At 74.9% G+C, this 26,665-nt stretch carries 22 protein-coding genes; 13 read left to right on the top strand and 9 right to left on the bottom strand.

All coding sequences use genetic code 11. The features are described from left to right. Nucleotides 1-76 precede the first annotated feature (76 nt). Nucleotides 77-685, top strand: coding sequence for a hypothetical protein (locus BJ976_RS00200; protein ID WP_135030892.1), 609 nt, complete (start codon nucleotides 77-79; stop codon nucleotides 683-685). A 12-nt stretch (nucleotides 686-697) separates the two neighbouring features. Then, nucleotides 698-1,939, top strand: coding sequence for a methyltransferase domain-containing protein (locus tag BJ976_RS00195; RefSeq protein WP_135030893.1), 1,242 nt, complete (start codon nucleotides 698-700; stop codon nucleotides 1,937-1,939). A 13-nt stretch (nucleotides 1,940-1,952) separates the two neighbouring features. Here the strand turns inward: BJ976_RS00195 and BJ976_RS00190 are convergent, their stop codons facing one another. The 3 genes from BJ976_RS00190 to BJ976_RS00180 all read right to left on the bottom strand — a co-directional run bounded on the left by BJ976_RS00190 (nucleotide 1,953) and on the right by BJ976_RS00180 (nucleotide 5,027). Then, nucleotides 1,953-2,960: an ArsA family ATPase gene (locus BJ976_RS00190; protein ID WP_135030894.1), complete on the bottom strand. Its 1,008-nt coding sequence runs from the start codon at nucleotides 2,958-2,960 to the stop codon at nucleotides 1,953-1,955. A gap of 63 nt (nucleotides 2,961-3,023) precedes the next feature. Further along, nucleotides 3,024-3,287, bottom strand: coding sequence for a cory-CC-star protein (locus BJ976_RS00185; protein WP_135030895.1), 264 nt, complete (start codon nucleotides 3,285-3,287; stop codon nucleotides 3,024-3,026). A gap of 15 nt (nucleotides 3,288-3,302) precedes the next feature. Continuing rightward, nucleotides 3,303-5,027, bottom strand: a complete 1,725-nt coding sequence (locus BJ976_RS00180; protein WP_135030896.1) for a carbon starvation CstA family protein — start codon at nucleotides 5,025-5,027, stop codon at nucleotides 3,303-3,305. 500 nt (nucleotides 5,028-5,527) lie between these two features. Here BJ976_RS00180 and BJ976_RS00175 point away from each other — a divergent pair, with 500 nt between their 5' ends. After that, entirely contained in the window at nucleotides 5,528-8,911 is a 3,384-nt protein-coding gene (locus tag BJ976_RS00175; protein ID WP_135030897.1) for a beta-phosphoglucomutase family hydrolase, read from the top strand. A 21-nt stretch (nucleotides 8,912-8,932) separates the two neighbouring features. Here the strand turns inward: BJ976_RS00175 and BJ976_RS12145 are convergent, their stop codons facing one another. Then, a complete protein-coding gene (locus tag BJ976_RS12145; protein ID WP_135030898.1) occupies nucleotides 8,933-10,315 on the bottom strand; it encodes a sensor histidine kinase in 1,383 nt (460 codons plus the stop codon). After that, nucleotides 10,312-10,983, bottom strand: coding sequence for a response regulator transcription factor (locus tag BJ976_RS00165; protein ID WP_135030899.1), 672 nt, complete (start codon nucleotides 10,981-10,983; stop codon nucleotides 10,312-10,314). The genes BJ976_RS12145 and BJ976_RS00165 overlap by 4 nt, the downstream gene beginning before the upstream one ends. 262 nt (nucleotides 10,984-11,245) lie before the next feature. Between BJ976_RS00165 and BJ976_RS00160 the strand changes: the two genes are divergently transcribed. Further along, nucleotides 11,246-11,548 (top strand): hypothetical protein, encoded by a 303-nt coding sequence (locus BJ976_RS00160; protein WP_135030900.1) that lies wholly within the window; start codon nucleotides 11,246-11,248, stop codon nucleotides 11,546-11,548. Nucleotides 11,549-11,566: 18 nt separating this feature from the next. Here BJ976_RS00160 and BJ976_RS00155 read toward each other — a convergent pair whose 3' ends face one another. After that, on the bottom strand, nucleotides 11,567-13,006 hold the full coding sequence (locus tag BJ976_RS00155) for an L-lactate permease (protein WP_135030901.1): 1,440 nt from the start codon (nucleotides 13,004-13,006) through the stop codon (nucleotides 11,567-11,569). Between the two features lie 120 nt (nucleotides 13,007-13,126). Between BJ976_RS00155 and BJ976_RS00150 the strand changes: the two genes are divergently transcribed. The 4 genes from BJ976_RS00150 (at nucleotide 13,127) to BJ976_RS00135 (ending at nucleotide 17,483) form a co-directional block, all read left to right on the top strand. Then, entirely contained in the window at nucleotides 13,127-14,320 is a 1,194-nt protein-coding gene (locus tag BJ976_RS00150) for a nitronate monooxygenase (RefSeq protein ID WP_135030902.1), read from the top strand. Between the two features lie 162 nt (nucleotides 14,321-14,482). Further along, on the top strand, nucleotides 14,483-15,478 hold the full coding sequence (locus BJ976_RS00145) for an IS481 family transposase (RefSeq protein ID WP_184231790.1): 996 nt from the start codon (nucleotides 14,483-14,485) through the stop codon (nucleotides 15,476-15,478). 9 nt (nucleotides 15,479-15,487) lie between these two features. After that, nucleotides 15,488-16,771, top strand: a complete 1,284-nt coding sequence (locus BJ976_RS00140; protein ID WP_135030915.1) for a sensor histidine kinase — start codon at nucleotides 15,488-15,490, stop codon at nucleotides 16,769-16,771. Nucleotides 16,772-16,781: 10 nt separating this feature from the next. Continuing rightward, nucleotides 16,782-17,483 (top strand): response regulator, encoded by a 702-nt coding sequence (locus tag BJ976_RS00135; protein ID WP_135030914.1) that lies wholly within the window; start codon nucleotides 16,782-16,784, stop codon nucleotides 17,481-17,483. A gap of 112 nt (nucleotides 17,484-17,595) precedes the next feature. Here BJ976_RS00135 and BJ976_RS00130 read toward each other — a convergent pair whose 3' ends face one another. Then, on the bottom strand, nucleotides 17,596-18,657 hold the full coding sequence (locus BJ976_RS00130) for a PDDEXK family nuclease (RefSeq protein ID WP_135030913.1): 1,062 nt from the start codon (nucleotides 18,655-18,657) through the stop codon (nucleotides 17,596-17,598). A gap of 345 nt (nucleotides 18,658-19,002) precedes the next feature. Between BJ976_RS00130 and BJ976_RS00125 the strand changes: the two genes are divergently transcribed. Then, nucleotides 19,003-19,323: a hypothetical protein gene (locus tag BJ976_RS00125; RefSeq protein WP_135030912.1), complete on the top strand. Its 321-nt coding sequence runs from the start codon at nucleotides 19,003-19,005 to the stop codon at nucleotides 19,321-19,323. A gap of 6 nt (nucleotides 19,324-19,329) precedes the next feature. Here the strand turns inward: BJ976_RS00125 and BJ976_RS00120 are convergent, their stop codons facing one another. Beyond that, nucleotides 19,330-19,890: a TetR/AcrR family transcriptional regulator gene (locus BJ976_RS00120; RefSeq protein WP_135030911.1), complete on the bottom strand. Its 561-nt coding sequence runs from the start codon at nucleotides 19,888-19,890 to the stop codon at nucleotides 19,330-19,332. A 129-nt stretch (nucleotides 19,891-20,019) separates the two neighbouring features. On the opposite strand from BJ976_RS00120, the gene BJ976_RS00115 reads away from it, so the two are divergent. Both BJ976_RS00115 and BJ976_RS00110 read left to right on the top strand, forming a co-directional pair. Beyond that, nucleotides 20,020-20,835, top strand: a complete 816-nt coding sequence (locus BJ976_RS00115; RefSeq protein ID WP_135030910.1) for an ABC transporter ATP-binding protein — start codon at nucleotides 20,020-20,022, stop codon at nucleotides 20,833-20,835. A gap of 2 nt (nucleotides 20,836-20,837) precedes the next feature. Beyond that, the gene (locus BJ976_RS00110) at nucleotides 20,838-23,444 is read left to right on the top strand and encodes an FtsX-like permease family protein (protein WP_135030909.1); all 2,607 of its coding nucleotides are present in this window, start codon (nucleotides 20,838-20,840) and stop codon (nucleotides 23,442-23,444) included. Nucleotides 23,445-23,520: 76 nt separating this feature from the next. Here BJ976_RS00110 and BJ976_RS00105 read toward each other — a convergent pair whose 3' ends face one another. Further along, the gene (locus BJ976_RS00105; protein WP_184231789.1) at nucleotides 23,521-24,618 is read right to left on the bottom strand and encodes a hypothetical protein; all 1,098 of its coding nucleotides are present in this window, start codon (nucleotides 24,616-24,618) and stop codon (nucleotides 23,521-23,523) included. Nucleotides 24,619-24,696: 78 nt separating this feature from the next. Between BJ976_RS00105 and BJ976_RS00100 the strand changes: the two genes are divergently transcribed. Further along, nucleotides 24,697-25,533 (top strand): VOC family protein, encoded by an 837-nt coding sequence (locus BJ976_RS00100; protein WP_135030908.1) that lies wholly within the window; start codon nucleotides 24,697-24,699, stop codon nucleotides 25,531-25,533. A 121-nt stretch (nucleotides 25,534-25,654) separates the two neighbouring features. Next, nucleotides 25,655-26,626 carry a bile acid:sodium symporter family protein gene (locus BJ976_RS00095; RefSeq protein ID WP_135030907.1) on the top strand — a complete coding sequence of 324 codons (972 nt, stop codon included), beginning with the start codon at nucleotides 25,655-25,657 and terminating at the stop codon, nucleotides 26,624-26,626. Nucleotides 26,627-26,665: the final 39 nt, after the last annotated feature.

The following is a 26,665-nucleotide window of genomic DNA, read 5'->3' as shown; positions in this document are numbered from 1 at the left end:
CTCACGCCGCACTCACGCGGCTTGTGAGCGGCGCTCAGGTCGCGGTGCATGCGCCCGTCGCGGGACAATGGCGGGCATGACCTCCCGCGACCCGCTGCCCCTGCCCGTCGAGCCGCAGACCCCCCAGGCCCGCCTCGCACGCCGCGTGCGGGAGGCGGTCGAGCAGCGGGGCGAGGCCGCCGCCGCCGGTCTGGCCGTCCGGCTGCTCACCGGCGCGGTGACGCCGGAGGACGTCACCTCGGGCGCGGCGCGCGCCCTCACCGGCGACGACGCCGCGCTCACCCCCGCCGCCACCGGCGCCCTGGCGCTGGCCACGGTGTGGCACCGACGCGCGGTGCCCGCCCTGATCGAGGCGCTCGACGCCGGCGCCCCGGATGTGCGCGCCGCCGCGCTGCTGGTGCTGGCCGCGCGCGCGGACGACCTGCGCGCCGACGCGCTCGTGGACCGCGCCCTCGTGGACCGGGTCCGCGAGACGGCCGGCGACCCGCACCCGCCGGTGCGGGAGGCGGCGGCGTCGGCCCTCGGCGCGCTGGCCCGGGCCGAGGACCTCGCGCGGGTGGAGCCGGTGCTCTCCGCGATGGTCATGGACGTGGACCCGGAGCTGGCGGCGGCCGCCGAGCTCGCGCTGGCGCACGTGGCGCAGCGGCTGGGCCGCCCGGACCTCGACCCGGCCCCGCAGGGCTGAGGGGCCGGACCCGTGCAGTGCCCCCACTACGACGCCGGCGAGTGCCGCTCCTGCCCGCTGATGGGCGTGCCGTACGCACGGCAGCTCGCGGACAAGCAGGCCTCGGTGCTGGCCCAGCTGGCGGACGTGCTGGACGCGGGGACGGTGGTGGAGGAGCCGTTCGCCGGGCCGGAGTCCGGGTTCCGCAACAAGGCCAAGCTGGTGGTGACCGGGTCCGCCGCCGCGCCGAGGCTGGGCATCCTGGACCCGCGGCAGCACCCCAAGCACCACGACGGCACGGGCGTGGACCTGCGGGACTGCGGCCTGTACCTGGACGGCATGGAGGACGTGTTCCACGCGTGCGCGGCGGCGGTGACGGCCGCCGGGCTGGAGCCCTACGACGTGGCCGCGCGCACGGGCGAGCTGAAGGGTGTGATCGTCACCCTCTCCCCCGACCGGGAGGCCATGGTGCGGTTCGTGCTGCGCTCCCCGGACCGGCTGGACGCGCTGCGGGGCGTCGTGCCCGGGCTGCTCGCGGACCTCGAGCGGCGCGGGACCCCGGCCGCCGTGGTGTCCGCGAACCTGCTCCCCGAGCACGTGGCACTGCCGGAGGGGGACCAGGAGATCGTGCTGGCCGGCGGACCCACCCTGACCATGCGGCTGAACGGGATCGGCCTGCGGCTGCGCCCGCAGGGGTTCTTCCAGACCAACACCGCCGTGACGGAGGGGCTGTACGCCGCGGCGGCGGAGTGGGTGACGGGCGGCGCGGGTGCGAGCGGTGGAGCAGCGGGCGGAGGTGGTGCGCCGACGTCGGCGTGGGACCTGTACTGCGGCGTGGGCGGGTTCGCGTTCCACCTCGCGGCCGCGGGCGTGCCCGAGGTGTGGGGCCTGGAGACCACCGCGGAGGCCGTGGCGGCGGCGCAGGAGACGGCGCAGGAGCTGGGCGTGGCGGACCGCGTGCGGTTCGCGGCCGGCGACGCCACCCGAGCGCTGTCCCCCGAGGGGCAGGAGCCGTCCGCCGACGACGGCGACGCGCCCGCCGGCCTCCCGGAGGCCGTCGTCGTGAACCCGCCCCGGCGCGGGATCGGCGCCGACCTCTCGGCGGCGCTCGAGGCCTCGGGGATCCCGACCGTCCTCTACTCGAGCTGCAATCCGCGCACCCTCGCGCAGGACCTCGCGCGGATGCCCTCGTACCGGGCCGAGCGGGTCCGGGTGTTCGACATGTTCCCGCAGACCGCGCACACCGAGACGCTCGTGCTGCTCCGGCGGCGCTGACCCGGCTCGCCCCTCAGCCCAGCAGCCGTCCGATCGCCGTCACGGCCTCCCGGCCGGTGGGCTCGCCGTCCACCCACGGCACCTGCACCACGGGCACGTGCGGCACCTGGCGCACCAGATCCGCCATGTGCCCCGCCTCGGACACCGACCGCGCGGCGAGCGCCGCGCCCGCGTCCTCGGGCGAGCGCCGGTTGACCACCAGGGCCGCCACGGCGATCCGGTCCTCGGCCAGGCGGCGGCACAGCTGCACGGTCTCCAGCACGGGCATCCGCTCGGCCGTCAGCACCGGCACGAACGTGCACCGGTCCGGGTCCGTCAGCAACGCCTCCATGTCCGCGAAGATCCGGCGCCGTGCGGTGAGCACCTCGCGGATGCGCAGGTCCCGCCGCTCCTGCGCGGTCCGTGGTCCCTCGAGCCCGCGCCTGCCGTCCAGGCCGCGCATCGCGTCCGCGTACCTCTCGGTCCGGTCGCGCCGTTCCAGCAGCCCGTCCGCCCAGGCGCCCATGCGGGTGGGCAGCTCGAGCAGCCGCGTCGTGTGACCGGTGGGGGCCGTGTCGAACAGGACCGCGTCGAACCGCTCCTGTGCCTCGAGGGCGATCCGGGAGATCCGTTCCAGCAGCGCCGCCTCATGCGTGCCGGGTGAGGCCGCGGCGAGCCGGAAGTACCGGTCGACCTCCTGGTGGAGGTGCGCCGGCATCAGGCCGCGCACCGTGTCCTTCACGGCGTCCAGGTGCCGCGCCGCCACCGCGTCCGGGTCCACCTCCACCCCGACGACGGCTCCCCCGCCCTCGGCGGTCAGCAGGTCCGTCTCCGTGTCCCCGACCTCGGTGTCCCACAGGTGGCCGAGGTTGTGCGCCGGGTCCGTGGAGACCACGAGCACGCGCCGCCCGGCGGCGGCGAGGGCCGCGGCGGTGGCGGAGGCGACCGTCGTCTTGCCCACGCCTCCCTTGCCGCCGAAGAAGACGACCCGCCGGGAGGCGAGGTGCGTGCTCAGGCCTGTGTCCGTCGTCGTGGAGCCCATCGGATGTCCTCTCCTCCTTCGCCGAGTCCTCTGCTGGGTGCGGGGCGGGGTGCAGGACCCCGCTCAGCAGCAGCTGACGGTGTCCAGCGGGGAGCGCTCCATGCCCATCCGCCGGTGCCACTCGTGGAACCGCTCGTAGACCACGGGCAGCAGCTCCACCGTGTAGTAGGTGGCGGGATTGGGCACGCCGAGGGCGTCCGAGAAGACCATCATCATGAACAGGTCCTCCTCGTCCCGGCGGGCCCGGGCGAAGGTGGCCCGGTAGGGGCCGGCGTAGAACGCGTTCAGCCCCTCCGAGAGCGCCCTCAGGCGCTCGCCGACACCCATGCGTTCCTCCGCCGTTCAGCCGCGGCGGCCGCCGGAGGGCTCCAAGGCGTCCTCGGCGTCCACGGCCTCGTCCTCCTCCGGGGTGACGGCCGGGGCCCTGCGGGCGGCGGCCATGGCACCGAAGGCGGTGACCAGCACCCAGAGCGCGCTGACCAGGATGATGACGTCCAGGATCAGGAGCAGCCAGTTCTGCGCGTTCCAGAACTGCCCCAGCTGCACGAACAGTGCGTACACGGACATGAACGCCACGAACACCAGCGGGAGGAGCACCGGCAGGACCGGACGGCGCAGGCGCAGCAGGATGACGCACACGATGGACAGCGTCAGCGCGGCCATCAGCTGGTTGGTGGTGCCGAACAGGGGCCAGATGACCATGCCGCCGGAGCCGTCCGCGCCGGCGCCGAACGCCAGGCCCATGGTCACGGCGAGCACGATCAGCGTGGAGACCAGGGTCCCGAGCTTCAAGCCCAGGATCCCGCCGATCTCCGCCACCACGAAGCGCTGCAGGCGCACACCGGTGTCCATGGTGGTCGCGGCGAAGAGCACGGCCATGGTCGCGAGGATCGTGGAGGACAGGCCGGTGGGGATGCCCAGTCCGGTGTTGAGGATCTGGCCGCCGGCGGTCACGAAGGCCTGCACCCCGCCCTGGCCGAAGGCCGAGTAGACCTCCTCCCAATCCGCGAGAGAGCGGAAGCCCGCGGTCACCGCGATGATGGTGCCGAGGGACAGCAGGCCCTCGCCGACGGCGCCGAAGTAGCCGACGAACCGGGCGTCGGTCTCCTTCGCGATCTGCTTCGAGGAGGTGCCGGAGGAGACGATGCCGTGGAAGCCGGAGATCGCACCGCAGGCGATGGTCACGAACAGCAGCGGAATGATGCCCGGGGTGCCCTCCGGGACGTTCTCGTTGTAGAACGGGGCCACCACGGTGGGCGAGGAGATGAGGATGGCGCCGTAGAGGATGCCCAGGCCGATGAACAGCTGCAGGCCGTTGATGTAGTCGCGCGGCTGCAGGAGCATCCACACCGGCAGCATGGAGGCGATGCCCGCGTAGACGAAGAGGACGACGATCCAGAAGGCGTTCGCCGAGAGCCCGAGGATGGTCTCCGGCAGGACGATCGGGAAGCGGTCGCCGAGCAGCATGAGTCCGTAGAGCGCGCCCACGCCCACCACGGAGACCAGCGGCAGGCTCCACTTGAGGCGGTAGATCGCCTGGCCGACCAGCAGCGCGACCACGATCGCGCCCCAGGTGGGGATGACGGCGGTGGGGGTGGAGACCAGCAGGTTGGAGATCACCACCGCGAAGGCGGCGTTCACCATGAGCAGCAGCAGGAAGATCACCACGAGGAACAGGTTGCGGCCGTGGCGGCCGATGTACTTGCCCGAGAGCGTGCCGATCGACTGCGCCTTGTTGCGACCCGAGGCCCACAGGGCCCCGAGGTCGTGCATGCCGGCGAAGAAGACGGTGCCGAGCGTGACCCAGAGGAAGGCCGGGCCCCACCCCCAGATCACGGCCACCGCCGGGCCCACGATGGGCGCCGCACCGGCCACGGACGTGAAGTGGTGGCCCCAGAGGACCAGCTTGTTGGTGGGGATGAAGTCGACCCCGTCCTCATAGCGGTGGGCAGGCGTGATGTAGTCCGGGTCCAGCCGGTACACCTTCCTGGCCAGGAACCGTGAGTAGAGCAGGTAGCCGGCGACGATCATCGCGACGCCGACCAGCGCGAGCACGAGGGAGTTCATCGTGTGACCTCATTCGGGGAAAGTGTGTTCGGGGCAGGGGTGCAGAATGTGATGCGAGACACACTAGTGGAACGCTCACTGTTCTCAGAGTCGTGACCGCACAAGTCCGCGTGGCGGGGACTGCGTCGGACGCGGACCCGCCCCGAAGACCCGCGCACAGGGAAGGGGCCCCGGATCGCTCCGGGGCCCCTTCCGTGTCATCACTCGCACCTGCACCGCTCGCACGTCGATGAGGTGGTTCCACCTTAAGAACCGAATGTGGGCACACCCCGGACGCAGCCTGGCAGTTCTCTGACAACGCCGAGGCCCGCCCGGCACGCGACGCGAGCCGCCCGACGCGCCGTGAGGGGACTCACCCCCAGGACCCCGTCACCCCCTCCCGCCGTCCGGTCCGCCCCCGTAGGCTGGGCCTCAACCAACGTCGGCCCGTCCGGGGAGTCTCCGGGCGGGCCCTGGCGTGCCCGCACATCCCCGATCCTCCCCGAGAGCAGAGGCGCACCGTGACCCAGACCTTCACCCCCGCCGAGCAGCAGGACCTGAACTCCCGCCGCCACCGCCTGCGCCGCTACCGCGCGGTGATCTTCGACATGGACGGGGTGATCACGGACACCGCCGGCGTGCACGCGGCGGCGTGGAAGGAGCTGTTCGACGAGGCCCTGCCCGCCGTGGGCGCGCTGGAGGCCAACCGCGCCGCCGTCGCCGCGGACCCGGACGCCCTCCGGCCCTTCGACGCCAAGGACGACTACCTCCACCACGTGGACGGCCGCCCCCGCGAGGACGGCGTGCGCGCCTTCTTCGCCTCGCGCGGGCTGCACGTGCCGGAGGTCGACGACGACGGCGCCGCCGAGCAGCCGGACCTCACGGTGATCGCTCTGGCCGAGCGCAAGCAGGGGCACTTCGAGAAGGTCCTGGAGCGGGACGGGGTGCGCGTGTTCCCCGAGGCCGTCGCGCTGCTGCAGGAGCTGCACCACAAGGGCGTGCCGGTGGCGCTGGTGACCTCCTCGAAGAACTCCCGGGCCGTGCTGTCCGCGGGCGGCGTCCTGGACTACTTCCCCGTGATCGTGGACGGGCACACCGCGATCGAGCGCGGCCTGCCCGGCAAGCCGGACCCGGCCATGTTCTGGGAGGCCGCCCGCGAGCTCGGCGTGGACGTGGCGGACGCCATGGTGCTCGAGGACGCCGTCTCCGGCGTGAAGGCCGCCTCGGACGGCCGGTTCGGCCTGGTGATCGGCGTGAACCGCGAGCCGGAGCACGGCAAGGCCCGGCTCAAGGACGCCGGCGCGCACATCGTGGTGGAGGACTTCGGCACGCTGGCCCTGCACCGCCGCACCACCGCCCCGTTCGACGCGGCGTGGGTGCTGCGCTGGGACCACTTCGACCCCGAGTCCGAGGGCACCCGCGAGGTGCTGTGCACCATGGCCAACGGCTACTGGGGCACCCGCGGCTCCATCCCCGGCACGGTCATCACGGACGTGCACTACCCGGGCACCTACATGGCGGGCCTGTTCAACCGCCTGACCTCGATGGTCCAGGGGCGCGAGGTCGTCACCGAGCACATGGTGAACATCCAGGACTGGACGCCCCTGGTGGTCATCCCCCGCGGCGGCCGCCCGCTGCTGCCGAGCGACGAGAACATGGTGGACTTCGTGCAGGAGATGGACCTGCGCCGCGGCGTCCTCTCCCGCACCATGACGTTCGAGGACGAGCAGGGCCGGCGCACCTCCCTGCACACCCGTCAGTTCCAGTCGCTCGCCAACCGCCACCTCGCGGCCATCGAGCTCACCGTGATGGCGGAGAACTGGTCCGGCGACCTCACGGTGCGGTCGATGATCGAGGGCCGCGTGGCCAACCTGAACGTCTCGGACGACCGCACGCTGGCCAACCACCACCTCGAGCCGTCCCAGGCCCGCGAGATCGACGGGGAGACCGTGCTCCTGGAGACGGTGACCTCCCAGTCCCGCATCCACGTGGCCGTGGCCACCCGCACCCGCCAGGTGGCGCCCGTGGGCCACGACGAGCCCATCCGCCGCCCCGTCGACGACTCGCCCCTCGTCGCGGGCCAGGACATCCGCCTCCACATCGAGGAGGGCGTGCCGCTCGTGCTCGAGAAGACCGCCGCGGTGGTCACCACGCACGACCACGCCAACGCGTCCGTGTGGGAGTCGGCCGTCAAGGCCGTCCAGCGCTCGCGGAACTTCCGCAACCTGCTCACGCTGCACGAGCAGCGCTGGGGGATGAACTGGGACCGGTTCAGCGTGCGGATCGACCTGGCCGAGCAGCATCGGAACCAGCGTCGCTCCAGCGCCGCGTTCGCCCCGGGCGAGGAGTACGTGGCCCCCGCGTTCGACGCCGGGCGCTCGGCCTCGGTGGGCTCCGCGGTGTCCGTGGGCAAGGACGGGGCGTCCCTGCGCCAGCAGCTGGCGCTGAACCTGCACACGTTCCACGTGCTGCAGACGGCGTACGGCCGTCGTCGCGACCTGGACGCCTCCGTGGGCGCCCGTGGCCTGCACGGCGAGGGCTACCGCGGCCACATCTTCTGGGACGAGATCTTCGTCTACCCCATGCTCACGCTGCGCCGACCGGAGATCACCCGCGGCCTGCTGATGTACCGCTACCGCCGCCTCAACGAGGCCCGCGCCAACGCGCAGGCCGAGGGCTGGGCCGGCGCCATGTACCCGTGGCAGTCCGGCTCGGACGGCCGCGAGGAGACCCCCACCGAGCTGTGGAACCCGCGCTCGCGCATGTGGATGCCCGACAACTCCCACAACCAGCGTCACGTCTCCCTGGACATCGCCTACTCGGTGCTGCGGTACATCGAGATCGCCAAGGACGCGAGCTTCATCTCCGACTACGCCGCGGAGATGCTCGTGGAGATCTCCCGGTTCTTCGCGTCCATGACCCTGTTCAACCAGGACACCGGCCGCTACGAGATCCACGGCGTCATGGGCCCGGACGAGTTCCACGACGGCTACCCGCAGACCCCCGGCTCGGGCCTGCGCAACAACGCGTACACCAACGTGCTGACGTCCTGGGTTCTGTCCGAGACCGCCCGCCTGCTGCGCTGGCTGGACACCCTGGACGACGGTCTGCCGGAGGTCATGGAGGTCCACCAGGAGGAGATCGAGCGCTGGGAGGACATCAGCGCCAAGCTCACCGTGCCGTTCTTCGAGGAGGGTCCGGAGAAGGGCATCCTCGCGCAGTTCGAGGGCTACCAGGACCTGATCGAGTTCGACTGGGAGGGCTACCGCGCCAAGTACGGGAACATCGGCCGCATGGACCTGATCCTGCAGTCCGAGGGCGACGCCACCAACCGGTACAAGCTCTCCAAGCAGGCGGACACCCTCATGCTCCCCTACCTGTTCTCCGGGCCGGAGCTCGAGGAGATCCTGGGCCGGATGGGCTACTCGCTGCCGCAGGAGGCCCTCGAGCGCACCGTGGAGTACTACGAGGCCCGCTCCACCCACGGCTCCACGCTCTCCCGCCTGGTGCACGCGTGGGTGGCGGCCCGCACGGACCCGGACCGCTCGTGGGACCTCTTCACGGAGGCGCTCGAGTCGGACCTGTCCGACACGCAGGGCGGCACCACCCGTGAGGGCATCCACCTGGGCCTCATGGCCGGCACCGTGGACACCGTCATCCGCTGCTACTCGGGCCTGGAGACGCGCGACGACGTCGTCCGCCTGGACCCGCGCCTGCCCCGTCAGCTGCCCGGCGCCCGCTTCGTGATCCGCTACCACCAGCAGCCCGTGGTGATCCACATGACCCAGACGGACGTGACGGTCACGGCCGGCGAGGGCATGTGGCACCCCGTGCCCATGGTGATCGCCGGGCAGGAGCACACGCTCGAGCCCGGCGGCGAGGTCACGGTGGCGTTGGCCCGCTGACCTGCTGCTCCCCGACGCCGGTCAGCGGGTCGGCAGGACGGCGTCCACCACCCAGCGCCCGTCCCGGGCGCCGGCGGTGATGGTCCCGCCGAACAGGCTGACGCGCTCGGCCATCCCCGCCAGCCCGAACCCGGAGGACGGGAACGCGCGCCGCGGCCCCGCCCCCGTCCCGCGCCCGCCCGGGCCCCGCTCGGGCTCGGGCCGGGGCGGGGCCAGCGGGCTCTCCACGCGCACCGTGACGCGGGCGTCCTCGTCCACGCGGGTGCACAGGCACACCCGCCCGGTCCCGGGGCCGTGCTTGAGCACATTGGTGGTGGCCTCCTGCGCGATCCGCAGCACGGTCAGCCGCATCGACTCCGGCAGCAGGTCCAGGCCCGCGAACTCGCCGTCGACCGCGTAGCCGGCGCCGCGCAGGCGGGCCTGCAGCTCGGCGAGCCGCCCGGGGAGGTCGGCGACGGCGTCGGGGTCCTGGGTGTCCTCGTTGCGGGAGGTGCCCCGCAGTGCGGTGAGCATGCGCCGCAGGTCCACCAGCGACTGCCGGGCCGCCGTCTCGATCGCCTCCTCCGCCCCGCGGCGGCGGTCCGCGTCCGTGAGGGTGGGCAGCATGGCGGCCTGCATGGAGATCACGGTCAGCCCGTGCGCGACGACGTCGTGCAGCTCCACCGCGATCCGTTGCCGCTCCTGCTCGGCGGCCTGGCGCACGCGCTCCTCCTGCGCGGCGAAGGCGGTCACTCGGTCCCGGGCGCGGTGCCGAGCGCGGCGCACGAGGTAGGCGGGCACCGCGGCGAGGACGGCGAGGACGAGTGTCACGGCGTGGACACCGTGCGGGTCGGGCATCCCCTCCGTGGGCGGGCCGGCCAGCAGCTCCCCCGCCACGGTGACGGCCATGGCCGCCGCGAGCGCCAGCCACACGAATCCGCGGTGCGAGTAGCGGACCACCATCGCCCCGCCGAGGACCCACAGCGCCGCCAGGGAGGTGGGCGTGAGCTGCTGGCTGTCCGGGCCCACGAGCCCGCCCAGGAGCACGGCGCTGGCCCCGAGCACCACGACGGCGGCGATCGAGGGCTGCCAGGCGAACAGCAGCGTGGCGAGGACGCCGAACGCCGCGATGCCGATCCGCACCGCCAGTCCGAGCCCCTCCCGGGGGTTCATCTCCGGCGGGGCGAGCCCGGCGTCGATCTCGGCCTGCACGGCGGGCTCCGCGAGGGTCCATTCGAGAAGCGTGGGCTCGAGCACGAAGAGCACCACCTCGGACACCACGGCCAGCCCTGCCAGCCCCCACAGCACGATCCGGGTGTGCCGGGAGACGGGGTCGGTGCGCAGCAGGCGCAGCAGGCCCTCGTCGCCGGCGAGGCGCCCCCGGGGGGCGGGCTGCGCCGTCGTCGTGGGGGCCGCCGTGCTCACGCGCCGATCTCCACCAGCCCGTGGCGGGCGGCCTTGATGAGCACCTGCACGCGGTCCCGGACCTGCCACTTCTCCATGACCTTGCCCATGTGCGTCTTGACGGTGGCCTCGGCCACGAACAGCGCCGCGGCGATCTCCGCGTTGGAGGAGCCGTGGGCGAGCTCCCGGACCACGTCCAGCTCGCGCTCGGTGAGGCGCTCGTGGGCCGCCAGGGCCTCCTCCGGGCCCTGCTCGGGGCGGCGGGCGTCCGCGGCGGTGGCGGCGGCGATCAGGTCGCGGGCCACCTGGGGCGAGAACACGACGTCGCCGGCGTGCACCCGGCGGACGGCCTCGGTGACCTCCGACGGCGGCGCGTCCTTCACCAGATAGCCCGACGCGCCCGCCTGCAGCGCGGGCACGAGGTACTGCTCGGAGGAGAACGTGGTGATCGCCAGCACTCGCGTGTCCGGCAGCTCCGCCGTGATCCGCGCCGTGGCGCCCACCCCGTCCAGGCGGGGCATCTGCATGTCCATGAGCACGACGTCGGGACGCACCTGGCGGGCCACGGCCACCGCCTCCTCGCCGTCGGCCGCGGAGCCCGCGACCTCCAGGTCCTCCGTGGTGGCCACGAAGTGCTCCAGGGCGGTGCGCATCAGCTGCTGGTCGTCGGCGACGAGGACTCGGATCATGGGCCCACCCTAGCCACCGCCGTGCGGCGGGCGGCTCCGCCGAAAGGCGGGGTCCGGGCTCCGCCGCGGGTCGGGCGGAGGACCCGACCCGCGGCGCCCCCGGATCATCCCCACGGCCCTGCCCGCGACCGGGGCCGCGCGGAAGGCTGGGGGCATCCGGACGGGACACGCCGACGACGGCGCACCGCACCTGCGTGCACCGCCCGCCCCGGACCGGCCCGCCGTCCGGCGGCCCGGAACCCTCCACGGACAGGACCCCGTCATGACCACGATCGCCTCCTCCCAGACCGCCTCTCCCGCAGGCCGCGCGGACCGCGCCCACGGGGTCGGCCGGACCCTGAGCGACGCGCCGGAGTGCACGTGCGCGGCCGCCGCCGAGAAGGAGCACCTCCCGATCGCCGCGTTCGCCCCGTTCGTGCTCACCGTGGCCGCCCTCCTGGCCCTACGCACGTGGACGGACCTCGACCCGTTCTGGCGGGTTGCCCTGGCCGTGGTGTCCTCGGCCGCAGGCACCGCCGTCGTGGCGGGCGTGGAGCGGGCGGTGCGCCGCCGTCGTCGGGCGTGAGGCGGGGCGGCGCCCCGCTCAGCCCACCCGGGGCAGGACGGCCGCGGCGATAGCACCCATGAGGGCCAGCGGCAGCACCACGGCCGGGAGCATCACAGCCGCCAGGTTCCGGGGGCTCGCGGTGAGCCCGGGCATGCCCGGACGCTGCAGCGGCGCGGCGAGGGCCGAGGCCACCTGGATGCGCACCGGGCCGGTGACGATCCCCCAGCCCGTGGCGGAGTTGTGCAGCCCGTTGAGCAGCACCGGGGACACGCCCAGGGCGTGGGCCGTGTCCAGCTGGAGGGCGCCGAACATCGCCATGGAGCCCGTGTTGGACGCCGTGATGAAGCCGCCCGCCCCGCCCACGAACGAGGCGAGGAACAGGTACGCCGCGCCCATGCCGCCCAGGGCGTCCGCGAGCGCCCCGGACATCCCGCCGGCGGTGAGCACCAGCCCGAACGCCAGGTAGAGGGCGGTGGGCACCGCGGTGCGCCACCACAGCACAGCGGCCTCCCCGGGCACGGCACGCCGGTCCGCAGGGGGCAGGCGCAGCAGGGGGACGGCGATCGCGCACGCGGCCAGGGACCACACCGCGGGGGAGCCGAGCAGGTCCAGGGCCGGCACGGCGGCGGCCGCCAGGGTGCCCGCGACGACGCCGGCCACCAGCAGCGCGTACGGCACCACGTCCCGGCCCGGGCCGGGGGTGAGCTGGCCCCGGCGGATCACGAGGAGCCAGAGCAGGATCATCGCGGCGGTGCCGACGGCCCCGGCCGGGGCCGTGCCGAGGGCGAGGTTGGCCGCCAGGATCAGGCCGGACTGCAGGACGGCCGAGCCCACCGCCACGGCGGTGCCCCGGACCAGCGCGGAGCCGTGCCGGCCGCGGCCGCGCAGCACCAGCACCGCGGTGAGCACGGCCCCGGCCACGGTGGGGACCACGTTCCAGAGCGCGGCGGCCACGCCGATCTCCTGGAAGCCCAGGCCCGTCAGGCGCGCGCCGAGCAGGGTGCCGGGCGCCATGGAGCCCCACGGGGCGATCGCCAGGCCGCACAGGCTGATCACCGCGGCCCGGAACGGCGTGAAGCCGAGCCCCACCAGCAGCGGCACCCCGATGATCAGGGATACCCCGAAGCCCGTGACCGCCTCCAGGAACGGCACCACCCCGTGGACCATCAGCAGCGCCGTGGCCAGCGTGGGCCCGGCACCCGCGGAGAGCCACTCCCCCAGGCGCCCGTTCGCTCCGGAGCGCTCCATGATCCGGGAGAGCGTGATGCCGCCGGCGATGATCGCCACCACCTCCAGGAGCGTGGGCGCGCCGCCGACCAGGGCGGAGCCCAGGTGCGCCGGGGCCGTGCCGAACGCGGAGAAGCCCACCAGGACCGCCGTCGCGGTGCCCGCGGCCGGGGCCGCCCACGACGGCAGCCGCGTGAGCAGTAGCGCCAGGGTCACGAGGATCGGCGCGAGGGCCAGGAGGACGGTCACGGCGGGAGGGGCCTTTCGCGGCGGGCGGGGGTCGGGCGGGGGGGTCGCCCCCCGATTGTCCTCCCTCCGTCGCAGGTCACCCGCCCGAGACCTCACGGGGGACCGCTCTAGGCTGGCCGCATGACCGCGCCCACCTCCCGCCTCGCTCCGCTGCCGGACGCCCTCGACGCCGTCCTCGCCCCGCCCGTGCCCGTGCTCGTGGCCCCCATGGCCGGCGGCCCGTCCACCCCGGGGCTCGTGGCCGCGGTGCTGCGCGCCGGCGGCGGCGGCTTCCTGGCCGGCGGCATGCGCACCCCGGATCAGGTGCGGGCGCAGGTGGACCGACTCCGCGCCCTCCTGGCCGACGACGGCGCACGCACGCCCTCCCCCGCCGCCCGGTTCGGGGTCAACCTGTTCGTCCCGGACGCGGTGAACACCGCGATCCCCGACGCCGCTCGCACCCCCGGCGCCCTCGCCGCGCGGGCCGAGGCCGTCGCCGCCCACCGCGAGCGCCTGACTGCGCTGGCCCGGGACCTGGACGCCCCGCTGCCGGACGCGGCGGCCGTCACCCCGGACCCGGCCCGGGAGCGGGAGCAGTTCGCGGCCTTCCTGGCCGCCGCCGAGGAGCAGGCCTGGCCCGCGGTCTCCTTCACGTTCGGCCTGCCCGCGCCCGCCGTGTTCGACCGCCTGGCCGCGGCCGGGATCCCGGCCGGCGTCACGGTGACGAGCGCCGAGGAGGCGCGCGCCGGCGTCGGGCACGGGGCGGTGTTCCTGGTGGTGCAGGGCCCGAAGGCGGGCGGCCACCGGGGCACGCTGGACCCGGCCGCGCGACCGGGCATCACGGACCTGCGCACGCTGCTGTCCGAGGTCCGCCAGGCGCTGCGTGACACCCCCGTGCCGCTCGTCGCCGCGGGCGGGGTGACGGACGCGGGCCAGGTCGGCCGCCTCCTGGCGGCCGGCGCCACGGCCGTCTCCGCGGGCACGGCGTTCCTGCTCACCCCGGAGGCCGGCACGTCCGCGGCGCACCGCACGGCCCTGCGCCAGACCGTGGCCGGGGCGGCGTTCGCCCACCCCGACGACGGCGGCGCCGCCACCGCCGTGACCCGCGCCTTCACGGGGCGCTGGGCCCGGTCCCTGGTGACCCCGTTCATGGACGAGTTCGCCGACGCCCCCGCCGCCTATCCCGAGGTCAACGCCCTCACCGGGCCGCTGCGCCGGGTCGCCGCCGAGCGGGGTGACCTCGAGCACGTGCACCTGTGGGCCGGCACCGGCGCGCACCGGATCGCGGAGCGGGACGCGGCGGTGGTCCTCGCCGCGCTGACCCCCGGGGAGTGACCGGACGCATCGGAGGTCATCCCGCGGTCGGACGCGCCCCCGCCCGACGTCCTCCTAGGTGTGATGTCCAGGGACGTTGTTGCGTGAACAGCTGACAGGCGAAGGCCTCCTGTTGCGAGAGTGGAGTTGTCGAGAAACCGCTCACGCGAACAGAAGGCCTTCATGTCCCACGCTAACGCCGCCCTGACCCCTCGCGCCCGCCTACGCCTGGCCAAGCTCATCGTCGAGGAGCACTGGCCGGTCGCCACCGCGGCCAAGATGTTCATGGTCTCCCCACCCACCGCACGCAAATGGGCCACACGCTTCCGGGCCGAGGGACCTGCAGGGATGGCAGACCGGTCCAGCCGGCCGTCCACGATGCCGACCAGAACACCGCCGGCGGTGGTGAAACAGATCGTGGCCGCCCGATGGCGCCGACGCCTCGGGCCGGCACAGATCGCCGGAGAACTCAGGATGCCGGCCTCCACCGTCCATGCCGTGCTCGTGCGCTGCCGGATCAACCGCCTCGCCCGTCTGGACCGGGTCACCGGCGAGCCGATCCGCCGCTACGAGCACCCCCACCCCGGCTCGCTGATCCACGTCGACGTCACCAAGTTTGGGCGCATCCCCGACGGGGGCGGACACCGATTCGTCGGGCGCCAGCAGGGCCTGAAGCACCGCGCGGCGACCTCGGACCGCGAAGGAACCCGTGATGCCCGATACCAGCCCCGGCTCGGGGTGGGCTTTCTGCACACCGTGATCGATGATCACTCCCGCTTCGCCTATGTGGAGATGCACTCCGATGAACGCAGCCAGACGGCCATCGCGGTGTTGCGCCGCGCGGTCGCCCACTTCGCGCGCCTGGGCGTGGAGGTGGAGCGGGTGCTGACGGACAACGGCTCGGCCTACCGCTCGCATGCCTGGCGTGATGCCTGCACCGAGCTCGGGATCAAGCCCAAGCGGACTCGGCCCTACCGGCCGCAGACGAACGGGAAGATTGAGCGGTTCCATCGCACGCTCGCTGACGGGTGGGCCTACGCCCGGTTCTACAGCTCAGAGACGCAGCGCAGGGCCGCGTTGCCTGGATGGCTGCACTTCTACAATCATCATCGCGTCCACTCCGCGATCGGCGCCGCGCCTGTCACCAGGCTCAATAACCTCCCTGGACATCACACCTAGGCTGAGCGCGTGAACCCCCTGCGCCGCGTCGACCACCTGCTGCGCCGTCATCCCGTGCGCGCGGACGCGATCACGGCGGCGGTGCTCGCCCTGGTCCTCGTGGTGGTGCCGTGGTTCGTCCTCGGCTACGTCCCGAGCCCCAGCCCGGAGGGCACCCGCGCCCTCGTGGCCGTGCTCACCGGCTTCGGCCTGACCCTGCCGTGGGCGGCGCGCCGGCGCTGGCCCATGGCCTCGGCCGGGGTGACCGTGCTGGCGGCCCTGGTCCACCTGGCCTTCGGCCCGGAGTTCAGCGCCGCCCTGGTGATGGTGCCGCTCACCGTCTACAACCTGGCCGCGCTCGCCCCGCGCCGCGCGTCGATCGCGGGGCTGCTGGCCGGCCTGGCCGGCGGCGCCGCCAACGGGATGAAGGTCTGGCTGTTCCCGCCCGCGTTCACCACCCCGGACGGCCTCATGATCCGCTCCCCCGCGGACCCCGCCGGCATGGTGGTCATGACCGTCGGCTGCGGGCTCACCGTCCTCACCGCGTGGGCGTTCGGGGACGTGGTCCGCAACCGGCGCCTGGCCGTGCAGGCCCTCGAGGACCGCACCCGGCGCCTCGAGACCCAGGCCCTCCAGGAGCGGGAGCTCGCCGCCGCGGACGAGCGCAGCCACATCGCCCGCGAGATGCACGACATCGTGGCCCACTCCCTGCAGGTGATCATCAGCCAGTCCGACGGCGCCCGCTACGCCGCCGCGGCCAAGCCGGAGCTGGCCGTGGCCACGCTCGAGACCATCGGGCAGACCGGGCGGGCGGCGCTCGCGGACATGCGCCAGCTGCTCGGCGTACTCCGCGGGCCCGCCGACGCCGGCGCCGACCGCGGCCGCCGCGACCCCGCCTCCCGGGACGCCCACCGCGCCCCGCCGGGCCTCGCGGACGTGCCGGACCTGCTGGCGACCATGCGCCTGTCCGGGCTGGAGGTGTCCCTCCTGGAGCAGGGCAGCCCGCGCCGCGCCCTGCCCGGCGGCGGGCTCACGGCATACCGCGTGGTGCAGGAGGCGCTCACCAACACGCTGCGGCACGCCAGCCCGGACGCCCGCTCCTTCGTCAGCCTCGCCTGGACGCCGCACGGCCTGGACGTGCAGGTCGACGACGACAGCCGGGGCGCCGCGGCCGATCCCGCCACCGCGGGCTCGGGCCAGGGTCTGCGCGGCATCGCCGAGCGGGTGGCGCTGTTCGGCGGCACGGTGGAGACCGGCCCGCGCGTCGGGGCCGGTTACCGTGTGCACGCGCATCTTCCCTACACCGAGATCTGAGGGGCACCCCATGACCGAGACGCCGAGCACGGGCGCCGCCCCCATCCATGTGGCCCTCGTGGACGACCAGGCGCTGATCCGCTCCGGCCTGGCCATGCTGATCGACTCCCAGCCGGACCTGGAGGTGGTGGCCCAGGCCTCGGACGGCCGGGAGGCGGCGGCCTCCGTGGCGGTGGCGGGCGCCGACGTCGTGCTGATGGACGTGCGGATGCCCGGGATGGACGGGATCGAGGCGACCCGCGCCCTGCTGCGCCGCTCGGACGCCCCACGGGTGGTGGTGCTGACCACGTTCGACCTGGACGAGCACGTGATGGACGCGATCGAGGCGGGAGCCTCCGGGTTCCTGCTCAAGGACGCGCCGCCGGAGGAACTGCTCGCGGCCATCCGCACGGTGCACCGGGGCGACGCGGTGATCGCCCCGTCCACCACGCGGCGGCTCATGGCCCACATGGCGCCGCGGCTGCGGCAGGACGCCGCGCGGGAGGCCGAGTGCGAGCGGGAGGTGGCCGCGGTGGCCTCCCTGACCCCGCGCGAACGAGAGGTGCTCACCGCCATGGCCTCCGGCGCGTCGAACCCGGAGATCGCGGCGGACCTCGTGCTGTCCGAGGCCACCGTGAAGACGCACGTGGGCCGTGTGCTGGCCAAGCTCGCCGCGCGGGACCGCGTGCACGCCGTGCTGATCGCCCACCGCGCCGGACTCGTGCGCTTCTGACCCCACCCCGCACCCACACCCACCCCCACACCCACACCACGCCCGCGCCCACCCCAACACGAATCGACTGCACTTCTGACCCTTCTGACACTCGATCCACGCCTGAGAAGGGTCAGAAGTGCAGTGGATTCCCGGGGGTGGCCGCCTCGAAGAGACGGCGCGCGGCGATCGCCTGCCGGATCAGCGCGATCGTCCCGGCGAAGCCCGCCCTGCGGTCCGAGTTCGAGACCCGCACGACCAGCCAGCCCGCCCGCTGGAACACGGCGTCCCGCTGCGTGTCCCGGGCGACCTGCACGGGGTCGTCATGGCCGGCGCCCTCGTACTGCACCGCGATCCGCCACCGGCGGTACCCGAGATCCGCGGTGGCCGGGTGCCGGGCGGAGTAGGCCGGGTCCCACAGCTCGACCTGCAGCTCCGGCTCCGGCAGACCGGCGTCCAGCAGGGCCAGCCTGAGCGCGGTCTCCTGGGGCGAGTCGGCGCCGTCGCGCACGAGGTCATGGGCGGCACGGGCCCTCACGACGCCGCGGCGCCCCCGCTGGCGCTGCAGGCACTCGACGAGCACGGCACGGTCGGCGAGGGCGGCCTCGCCCCGCCGGGGACGTGACCGGACGAGCCGGTCCCCCACCGCGACGAGCAGGTCCACCGGCAGGTCGTCCGCCAGGTGGAACCAGGTGTCCGCGTACGAGGTCACCGGCAGGCCGTGCAGCGGCTCCGGATGGAGCCGGACCCGGGTGAGGTCCGCGAGCCGGGTGCGCACGCCGGCGTCGGGGCAGGCCCGGAGGCCGTCCCCGCGCAGCACCGTGAGCTCGGTGGACGCCTCCGCCCAGGAGGGCAGCGGCAGCCCCCACAGCCGCGCCGCCGACGCCCCCGTGACCACGACGTCCGGGTGCCGGGCGAGCACCGCGTGCAGCCGGTCCACCTCACGACGCCGGGCCGCCGCCTGCCGCTCCTCCCTCGCCCTCCGCGCCTCGTCGGACGGGGTGGCGGGTGCCGGTGGAGCGGACGTCGGCGTCGTCGTCGGGCCTGGCGTGCCGGTCCACCGGTAGACGCCGTGGCCGACCCGGGTCACGTCGCGGCTGCGCAGGCGCGAGCCGGAGAGGCCGGCGGCCAGGGCGGCGGCACGGGTGAAGGGGGCGTCGCGGAGGTGGACGGGGAACTCTCCAGGGGTGCGCATGGCAGGGATCCTTCGGGAGGACGGCCCCGATTGCCCGTGGACGGGGGAAAGGTGTGGAGTCCGGAGCGGTCGGCGGCGCCTGTGCAGGAGTGGACGGCCCGCGGCCCGCCCTTCCCGCCCCACACCCACACCCACACCCGAGGAATCCACTGCACTTCGGACCCTTCTGGCGGCCGATTCGAGCCTCAGAAGGGTCAGAAGTGCAGTGGATTCGCCCCGGGGGTCATCCCTGGGGATGACCCCCACCCCGCACAGTTCCTCCTCAAGGCGGTGCCGCCGGGCGGGGGCGGCGCGGGAGGCTGGGCGGTGCCCGCCCAGATCGGCGACCCACCCGAGGAGAGCCCCATGGCCACCGCCGCCGCACCGCACCGCACCATCGACGTCGCCCCCACCCCCGTCCCCGGTCCCGCGGAAGAGGCGGACCGCCGCGCCGTGGCGGAGCCGGCCCCCGCCGTCGTCGACCGTGCCGAGGCCGACCGCCAGCGCGAATGCGCGGACGCCGAGTGCCTGGCCCTCTTCCTCGCGCTGGTCACGGCCGCCCTCGTGACCTCCGGGCTGACGCTGGCCACGGACGTGGTGGGGATCCCGCGCGTGCTGCTCGGCTTCGGCGCCGCGGCCCTGGTGGCGGCGGTGACGATCACCCTGGCGCGGCCGCGGCGGGCCTGACCGGACTCAGTCGGGCCGCAGACCGCGGAGGTAGACGCGCAGGAGCCAGTCGCGCTGCTCGCTCACGTACGCCTCGAGGGCGGGCAGCGGCGGCCGGGTGACGATCAGCAGCCCGGTGAACCAGTCGTGCCCGCCGACCCCGTCGGCCACGAGCCCGTCCCGGCGCGCGAGGTCCACGGCACGGTCGGTCAGGGCCATGATCACGCGCTCGGCCTCCGCCATCCGCTCGGGCGGGGGACCCTCGTCCGGCCCCAGGGAGTCCCGCGCGGCCAGCAGGTTGGCGAGCTCCTCGTCCGCGAGCGCCCGGGACAGCCGCAGCCAGCGCTCGGCGGCCGGCTCGTCCCCCTCGATGAACCTCTCCAGATGCGCGGTCAGCCGCTCCACCACGTCCTCGAGCACCGCGGTGAGCAGGTCCACGCGGGAGGGGAAGTGCCGGTACAGCGTGCCGACGCCCACGCCGGCCGCCTGCGCCACCGCGCGCAGGGACATCCCCGCGCCCTGCTCCGCGAGCAGCCCGGAGGCGGCGGACACGAGGTCCCGGCGGTTGGCGAGGGCGTCCGATCTCATGCCGTCCATCCTCCCACCCCGGTCTGCCTGCGGCCGGTCGCCGGTCAACCCGTGGGGGGACCCCGGGGCCCACCGGGTCCATCCCCCGCTCCGATCCGTCCGACCCGCCCCCGGCGCGAGGCTGGTCCCATGAACGCCTCACCCGCACCCGGCGCCTCCCACGCCGCCGGCGCCCACCACCTCGCCTCCGCGTCCTCCCCCACGACGACGCCGCCCGCCGTCGCCGCGCGCGGCCTCACCAAGACCTACGGCCGCGGGGACACCGCCGTGCACGCCCTGCGCGGCGTGGACGTGGACGTGGAGGCCGGCCGCTTCACCGCGATCATGGGCCCCTCCGGCTCGGGCAAGTCCACGCTGATGCACTGCCTCGCCGGCCTGGACACCCCGGACGCCGGCACCGTGACCCTGGGCGACACCGTGATCACCGGTCTCTCGGACGCCGACCTGACCCGCGTGCGCCGGGACCGCGTGGGCTTCGTGTTCCAGGCCTTCAACCTGGTGCCCACCCTCACGGCGGAGCAGAACATCGTGCTCCCGCTCGAGCTGGCCGGCCGCAGCCCGGACCGGGCGTGGCTGGAGGAGATCGTCGGCGCACTGGGCCTGAGCGACCGGCTCACCCACCGCCCGCATGAGCTCTCCGGCGGCCAGCAGCAGCGCGTGGCCGTGGCCCGCGCCCTGCTGACGCGGCCCGACGTCGTGTTCGGGGACGAGCCCACCGGCAACCTGGACACCGCCACCGGCGCCGAGGTGCTGGCCCTGCTGCGCCGCGCGACGCGGGAGATGGGCCAGACCGTCATCATGGTCACCCACGACCCGGTGGCCGCCGCCTCCGCGGACCGCGTGGTGCTGCTCGCCGACGGCGCCCTGGCCGGGGAACTGCACGCCCCCACGGCCGAGCGCGTGGCCGAGGCCCTCACCGCGCTGCAGCAGGGGAGGGCGATCTGAGCATGTGGACCGTCGCCCTCGCGCAGCTGCGCACGCAGCCCCGCCGGTACGTCTCCGTGGTGCTGGCGGTGCTGATCGGCACCATGTTCCTGGCCGCCGCCTCCCTGGTGGCCTCCTCCGCGCAGGCCACCCTGCGCGCCACCCTCGGCGCCACGTACGCCGGCGCGGACCTCGTGGTCCTTCCCGACGACGGCGGGGACGGCTCCGGCGAGGCCGCCGCCTCCGCCATGGACCGCCTCCCGGCCCTCGCCGGCACGCCTGGCGAACCCGGCCCGCTGGCCGTGGTGCCCGGCGTTGCCGAGGCGTTCGCCCCCACGCTGACCTGGACTGAGGTGGCCGCCGGCGGGGAGCCGCGGGCCGGCGTCGCCGTCCCCCTGCCGCAGGACGCCTCCCTGGCGGGCGTGCGGGTCCTCGAGGGGACGCTGCCCGCCCCGGGCGGCGCCCGTGCCGTGGCCCTCGACGAGGGCACCGCCGAGACGCTCGCCGTGGGCGTGGGCGACACCGTGACGCTGACCGCCGGCTCCGGGCAGGGCGCCGTGCAGGCCACCGTCTCCGCGCTGACCACCGTCTCCCCCGACCCGATGATGTCCTCGCAGGCCCAGGTGTGGGGCGGCGCCGCGATGGTGGACTCCCTGCGGATGGCCGAGTCCGCCCCGTTCGCCACCGCGGCCCTGCTGCGGCTGGAGGACGGCGCGGACCCGCAGTCGGTGCGCGCCGACGTCGCGGATCTCCTGCGCGGCGAGGGCGTGGCCGCCGCCGTGGCCACCCCGGACGAGGCCTCCCGCGACCAGCTCAGCCGCATGGCCGGCGGCACGGACCTGTTCGGCTGGGTGCTCGGCGGGTTCGCGGTGCTGGCCCTGGTGGTGACCGCGCTGGTGATCGCCAACACCTTCCAGGTGCTCGTGGCCCAGCGCACGCGTGACCTCGCGCTGCTGCGCACCGTGGGCGCGAGCGTCCGTCAGATCCGCGGTGCCGTGCTGCTCGAGGCGCTGCTCACCGGGCTGCTCGGCGCCCTGCTGGGGGTCGGGCTGGCTGTGGCGCTGACGGCCGGCGTCGTGGTCGTGGCGCGTCAGGCGCTCGGGGTGCCGGCGCTGAGCTTCGGCGCGGACCCGCTCCCGCTGGCCGGCGTCGTCGCCATCGGCATGGGCGTGGCCGTGGTGGCCGCCCTGGGCCCGGCCCGGGCCGCCACCCGCGTGGCGCCGCTGCAGGCGCTGCGCCCGGCCGCCGAGACTGAGGTGCTCTCCCGCGCCGGACTGGTGCGGGCCGCCGTCGGGGCCGTGCTGGCCGCGGGGGGCGCCGCGCTCATGTGGTCCGGCGCCCTGGGGCAGGAGTTCCTGCCGGCCGTGGGCGGCGGCGTGCTGTCCTTCCTGGGGATGCTGCTGCTGGCCCGGCTGTTCGTGCCGGCGGCGGTGCGGGGCGCGGCCGTGCTCGCCCGACCCGCGGGCGTGCCCGGTCGGCTGGCCGGGCTCAACGCCACACGTCACCGCTCCCGCACGGCCGCCACCGCGGCGGCGCTGCTGATCGGCACCACGCTCGTGGCGCTCGTGCTCACCGGCGGGCGGACCGCCCAGGCCGAGACGGACCGCCTCCTGGACACCGAGTTCCCCGTGGACCTCGTGGTGTCCGTGCCGCAGGGCCAGGACCCGGCCGCCGCCGCACGCGCCGTGACCGAGGTGGCGGGGGTGAGCGCCGCCGTGGGCTCCGTGCCCGTGGGCGCCACCGTGAACGGCACCCCCGCCTACGCCGTGGCCGCCGAGGACCTGCGCTCCGTGGTGGCCCGCGCGCCCGACCGGGACGCCGGCGTCCTCGCCACCGAGGGCACCGTGTACGTGCCCAGCTGGGCGGAGCCCACCACCGGCGTGACCGTGGACGGGCGTACCCAGGACCTGCGCTCCGTGCGCGGCTCCGGTCTGCTGACCGCCGTGTTCCTCACCCCGGAGACCGCCGAGCAGGTCCGCGCCGAGGGCCGACCCGCCGTCGGTGCGGACGGCGGGGACGGTGCCGGGTCCGGCGCGGGGCCCGGCCCCGAGGTCGGCGGCCTGGTCCTGGTGGACGCGGGCGACGACGTCGCCGTGGCGGACCTGCAGGATCTCGCCGAGGGCGTCACCGCGGCCGCCGGCGACGGCGCCCAGGTGGTCGAGGGCGGTCTGGGCGAGCGCGCCCTGTACTCCCAGGTGATCGACGCCCTGCTCGGGATCGTGGTGGCGCTGCTGGCGGTGTCCGTGCTGATCGCGCTGATCGGCGTGGCCAACACGCTGAGCCTGTCCGTGATCGAGCGGACCCGGGAGAACGCGCTGCTGCGCGCCCTGGGGCTGACCCGGCGGGGGCTGCGCGGGATGATCGCGATCGAGGCCGTGCTGATCGCGGCCGTGGCCGCCGCCCTGGGGTGCGCGCTCGGCGTGTTCTACGGCTGGGCCGGATCGCAGCTGATCCTCGGCGAGCTCGTGGCCAACGTGACGGGGCGGGCCGGCCTCGTGCGGGCCGCGGTGCCGTGGGCCGAACTCGGCCTCGTGGTGGCGGTGGCCGCCCTGGCGGGTCTGGCGGCGTCGGTGCTGCCCGCGCGTCGGGCGGCGCGGCGGAGCCCGGTGGAGGGGCTGGCCGCCGTGTGAGGGCGGGGCGGGGTGGGGCCGGGGCCGGGGCTCCGGCCCCGGCCGCCGAGAGCAGGCGGAGGTCAGTGGCCGGAGGTCAGCGGGCGCCGCGCGTGAAGATGGCCTGACGGACGTCGTCGTCGTTCTCGAGCCCGGCGCCCAGGGCGGAGCCGATCGTGGCGAGCCCGCCCACGAACCAGGCGAGCTTCGCGAACTGCACGAACGTCCCGGCCTCCCCCGTGACCTCCTCGAACACATCCGCGTCCACGAGGAGCAGCGCCCCGGCCAGCGCCGCGAGCATGAGCAGGGCGTGCAGGACGAGCACGCCGATCAGCACCGTCAGGACCGTCGCGATGTTGAACACCGTCACCTGCTCCCGCTCGGCGGGCCGGCGCGGGCGCTCCCACAGCTTCGCGCCCACCACGAGGGACAGCGTCACCGCCACGATGGACAGCGCGCCCAGCACCACCATCTGCACGCCGCTGTACTCGGCGGAGAGCATCCACAGGTCCGTGGTCAGGAGGGTCAGCGCGCCCGTGGCGAGCGCGGTGGACATGGACCGGGTCAGGGAGATCGCCAGCATCCACGGCCGGTTCACCCGCACGGTCCCCAGGATCATGCGGGCGTTGCGCCCGGCCACGCGCCCGGCGAAGGAGGCGCCGGACTCCCCGGCGCGGTCGTCGATGTCGGCGGCCAGCTGGCGCGCCCAGCGCACCGCGTCGCGGACGTCGTCCTCGCCCGGCCGGCCCTCGTCCGGGTCCAGGCCCAGCAGGCGGGCGACGACGCGCACGACCGCGTCCTCCGGCCGCCCCTCCGCCAGGGCCAGGGACACGACGCCGGCCGAGTGCACCGGCGAGACCTGCTCCCGCAGCGTGTGGGGCCCCTGGACCAGGGCGTGGCCCGTCAGCCCGACGGCGACGTCCCAGTCCTCGTCCAGCATGCGGTCACGGGTGATCTCGAGGAGGTCGAGCGAGTCGTCGTCGTCATCGCCGACCTCCTCCGCGCTGACCCGCACGTCCCACGCCAGGCCCGGGTAGGCGGCGTCGAGCCGGGCTGCGAGGGCGGCGGGGTCGAGCGAGCGGGCCGTGGCCGGGTCCACGTCCGGGGCCACGAGCACGCCCAGGCGGATGGACGTGCGGGCGGTGTGGGCGTCGTCGGGCAGGGAGCTCGGGGAGTCGGGGGCGGCGGTGCTCATCCCGGCCATTGTCCCCGAGTGGTCACGCCGACGCCCTGGCGCGTCGCCGGCGCCGACGCCGGCCACCATGCTGGTCGCATGACGGAACAGCAGAACCGCATCCCCGCCGGCGCCCCGATCTGGATCGACCACCTGTCCGGGGGCTTCGCCCGGCAGCAGGAGTTCTACGAGGCCCTGTTCGGGTGGACGTTCGAGGACCAGGGCGAGGAGTACGGCCACTACCGCATGATCCGGGCCGGCGAGGCCACGGTGGGCGGCGCCATGGACGCCGCGCAGATGCCGCCCGGCCCGGACGGCGCCCCGGCCGAGGGGCCCGCCGTGTGGTCCGTGTACCTGCGCAGCGACGACGTCGACGAGACCCTCCGCCTGGCGCGTGAGCACGGCGGGAGCGTGCACATGGAGCCGAGGGACGTGGGGCCGCTGGGCCGGATGGCCGTCGTGGTCACCCCGGGCGGCGAGTACGTGGGGTTCTGGCAGCCCGGCGAGTTCGGCGGCCACGACCTGCCCCTCGCGCCCGGGACCTCCGTGTGGTTCGAGGTGATGTCCAAGGACGTCGCGGCGGACGCCGACTTCTACCGCGCGGTGTGCGGCTGGGACCTGGTGCCCATGGGTGCGGACGGCCAGGGCGACGACGCCAGCGAGGGGGAGGGCGACGAGCCCGCCTACGCCACGAACGGGGCGGGCGAGGCGGCCACGGCCGGCCTGTGCGACGCGGCCCAGTGGCTGCCGGAGGACGTGCCGAGCCACTGGCGCGTGTACTTCCGGACCGCGGACATGGCCGCGTCCGTGCGGGCGCTCGAGGAGCACGGCGGCCGCGTGGTGGACGGGCCGATGGACTCGCCGTTCGGCGTCGTGGCCACCGTGCTGGACCCCGCCGGCGCAACGTTCCAGCTGATCCAGACACCGGAGGGCTGAGCCGCGCCGGAACGGCGCCGGGGCGGGGCGACGGGCTTCTCCGCCCCCCGGGGGATCCACTTCCTGGACATCTTCCGTCCAGGAAGCGGACCGGCGACCTCGGGGACCTACCCTCGAGGCCATGACAGCCCTCTCCGCACCCGACTCCCGGCAGGCCGAGGACCGCTCGGCCCGCATCGCCGTCACCGTCTTCCCCCTGCTGATCCTGGCGGCCGCCCTCGTGGGCTTCCTGGCCCCGGAGACGGCGAAGACCCTGCTGCCGCAGGTGAACCTCTTCCTCGGGATCATCATGTTCGGGATGGGACTGACCCTGACCCTCCCGGACTTCGCCCTGGTGGCGAAGCGGCCCCTGCCGGTGCTGCTGGGCGTGGTGGCGCAGTACGCGATCATGCCGCTGCTGGGCCTGGCCGTCGCCCTGCTGCTGCGCCTGCCCCCGGAGCTCGCGGCGGGCGTGATCCTGGTGGGGTCGGCGCCGGGCGGCACGTCCTCCAATGTGATCAGCTACCTGGCCCGCGCGGACACGGCGCTGTCCGTGGCCATGACCTCCGTGTCCACGCTGCTCGCCCCGCTGCTGACCCCCCTGCTCACGCTCTGGCTCGCGGGCCAGTACATGGCGGTCGACGGCGCCGCCATGGCCGCCTCGATCGTCACGATCGTGCTTCTGCCGGTGCTCGGCGGCCTGGTGGTCCGACTGCTCCTGCACCGCCTCGTGGACCGCGTCCTGCCGGCCCTGCCCTGGGTGTCGGTGGTGTTCATCGCCCTGGTGGTGGCCGCCGTCGTCGGGAACTCCGCGGCCACCGTGCTGTCCGCCGGCGCGCTGGTGCTGCTCGCGGTGGTGTTGCACAACGGCCTGGGCTACGCGCTGGGCTACGGACTGGCCCGCGCCCTCCGCGTGCCGGTCCGCTCGGCACGCACGGTGTCCATCGAGGTGGGCATGCAGAACTCCGGTCTCGCCGCGGGCCTGGCGGCGCAGTACATCTCCCCCGCCGCGGCTCTGCCCGGCGCGGTGTTCTCCCTGTGGCACAACCTCTCGGGCGCCGTCCTCGCCCTGCTCTTCCGCCGGTCGGACGCCCGGACCGCCGACCGCGCCTGACGGGCGCGCCGCCCGCCCCTACGCTCCGGGGCGGATGCC

This window comes from Micrococcus flavus (assembly GCF_014204815.1).
Lineage (GTDB): Bacteria > Actinomycetota > Actinomycetes > Actinomycetales > Micrococcaceae > Micrococcus > Micrococcus flavus.
The sequence above is the reverse complement of the archived record's forward strand: the minus strand, read 5'-3'. Positions and strand labels throughout refer to the sequence as shown.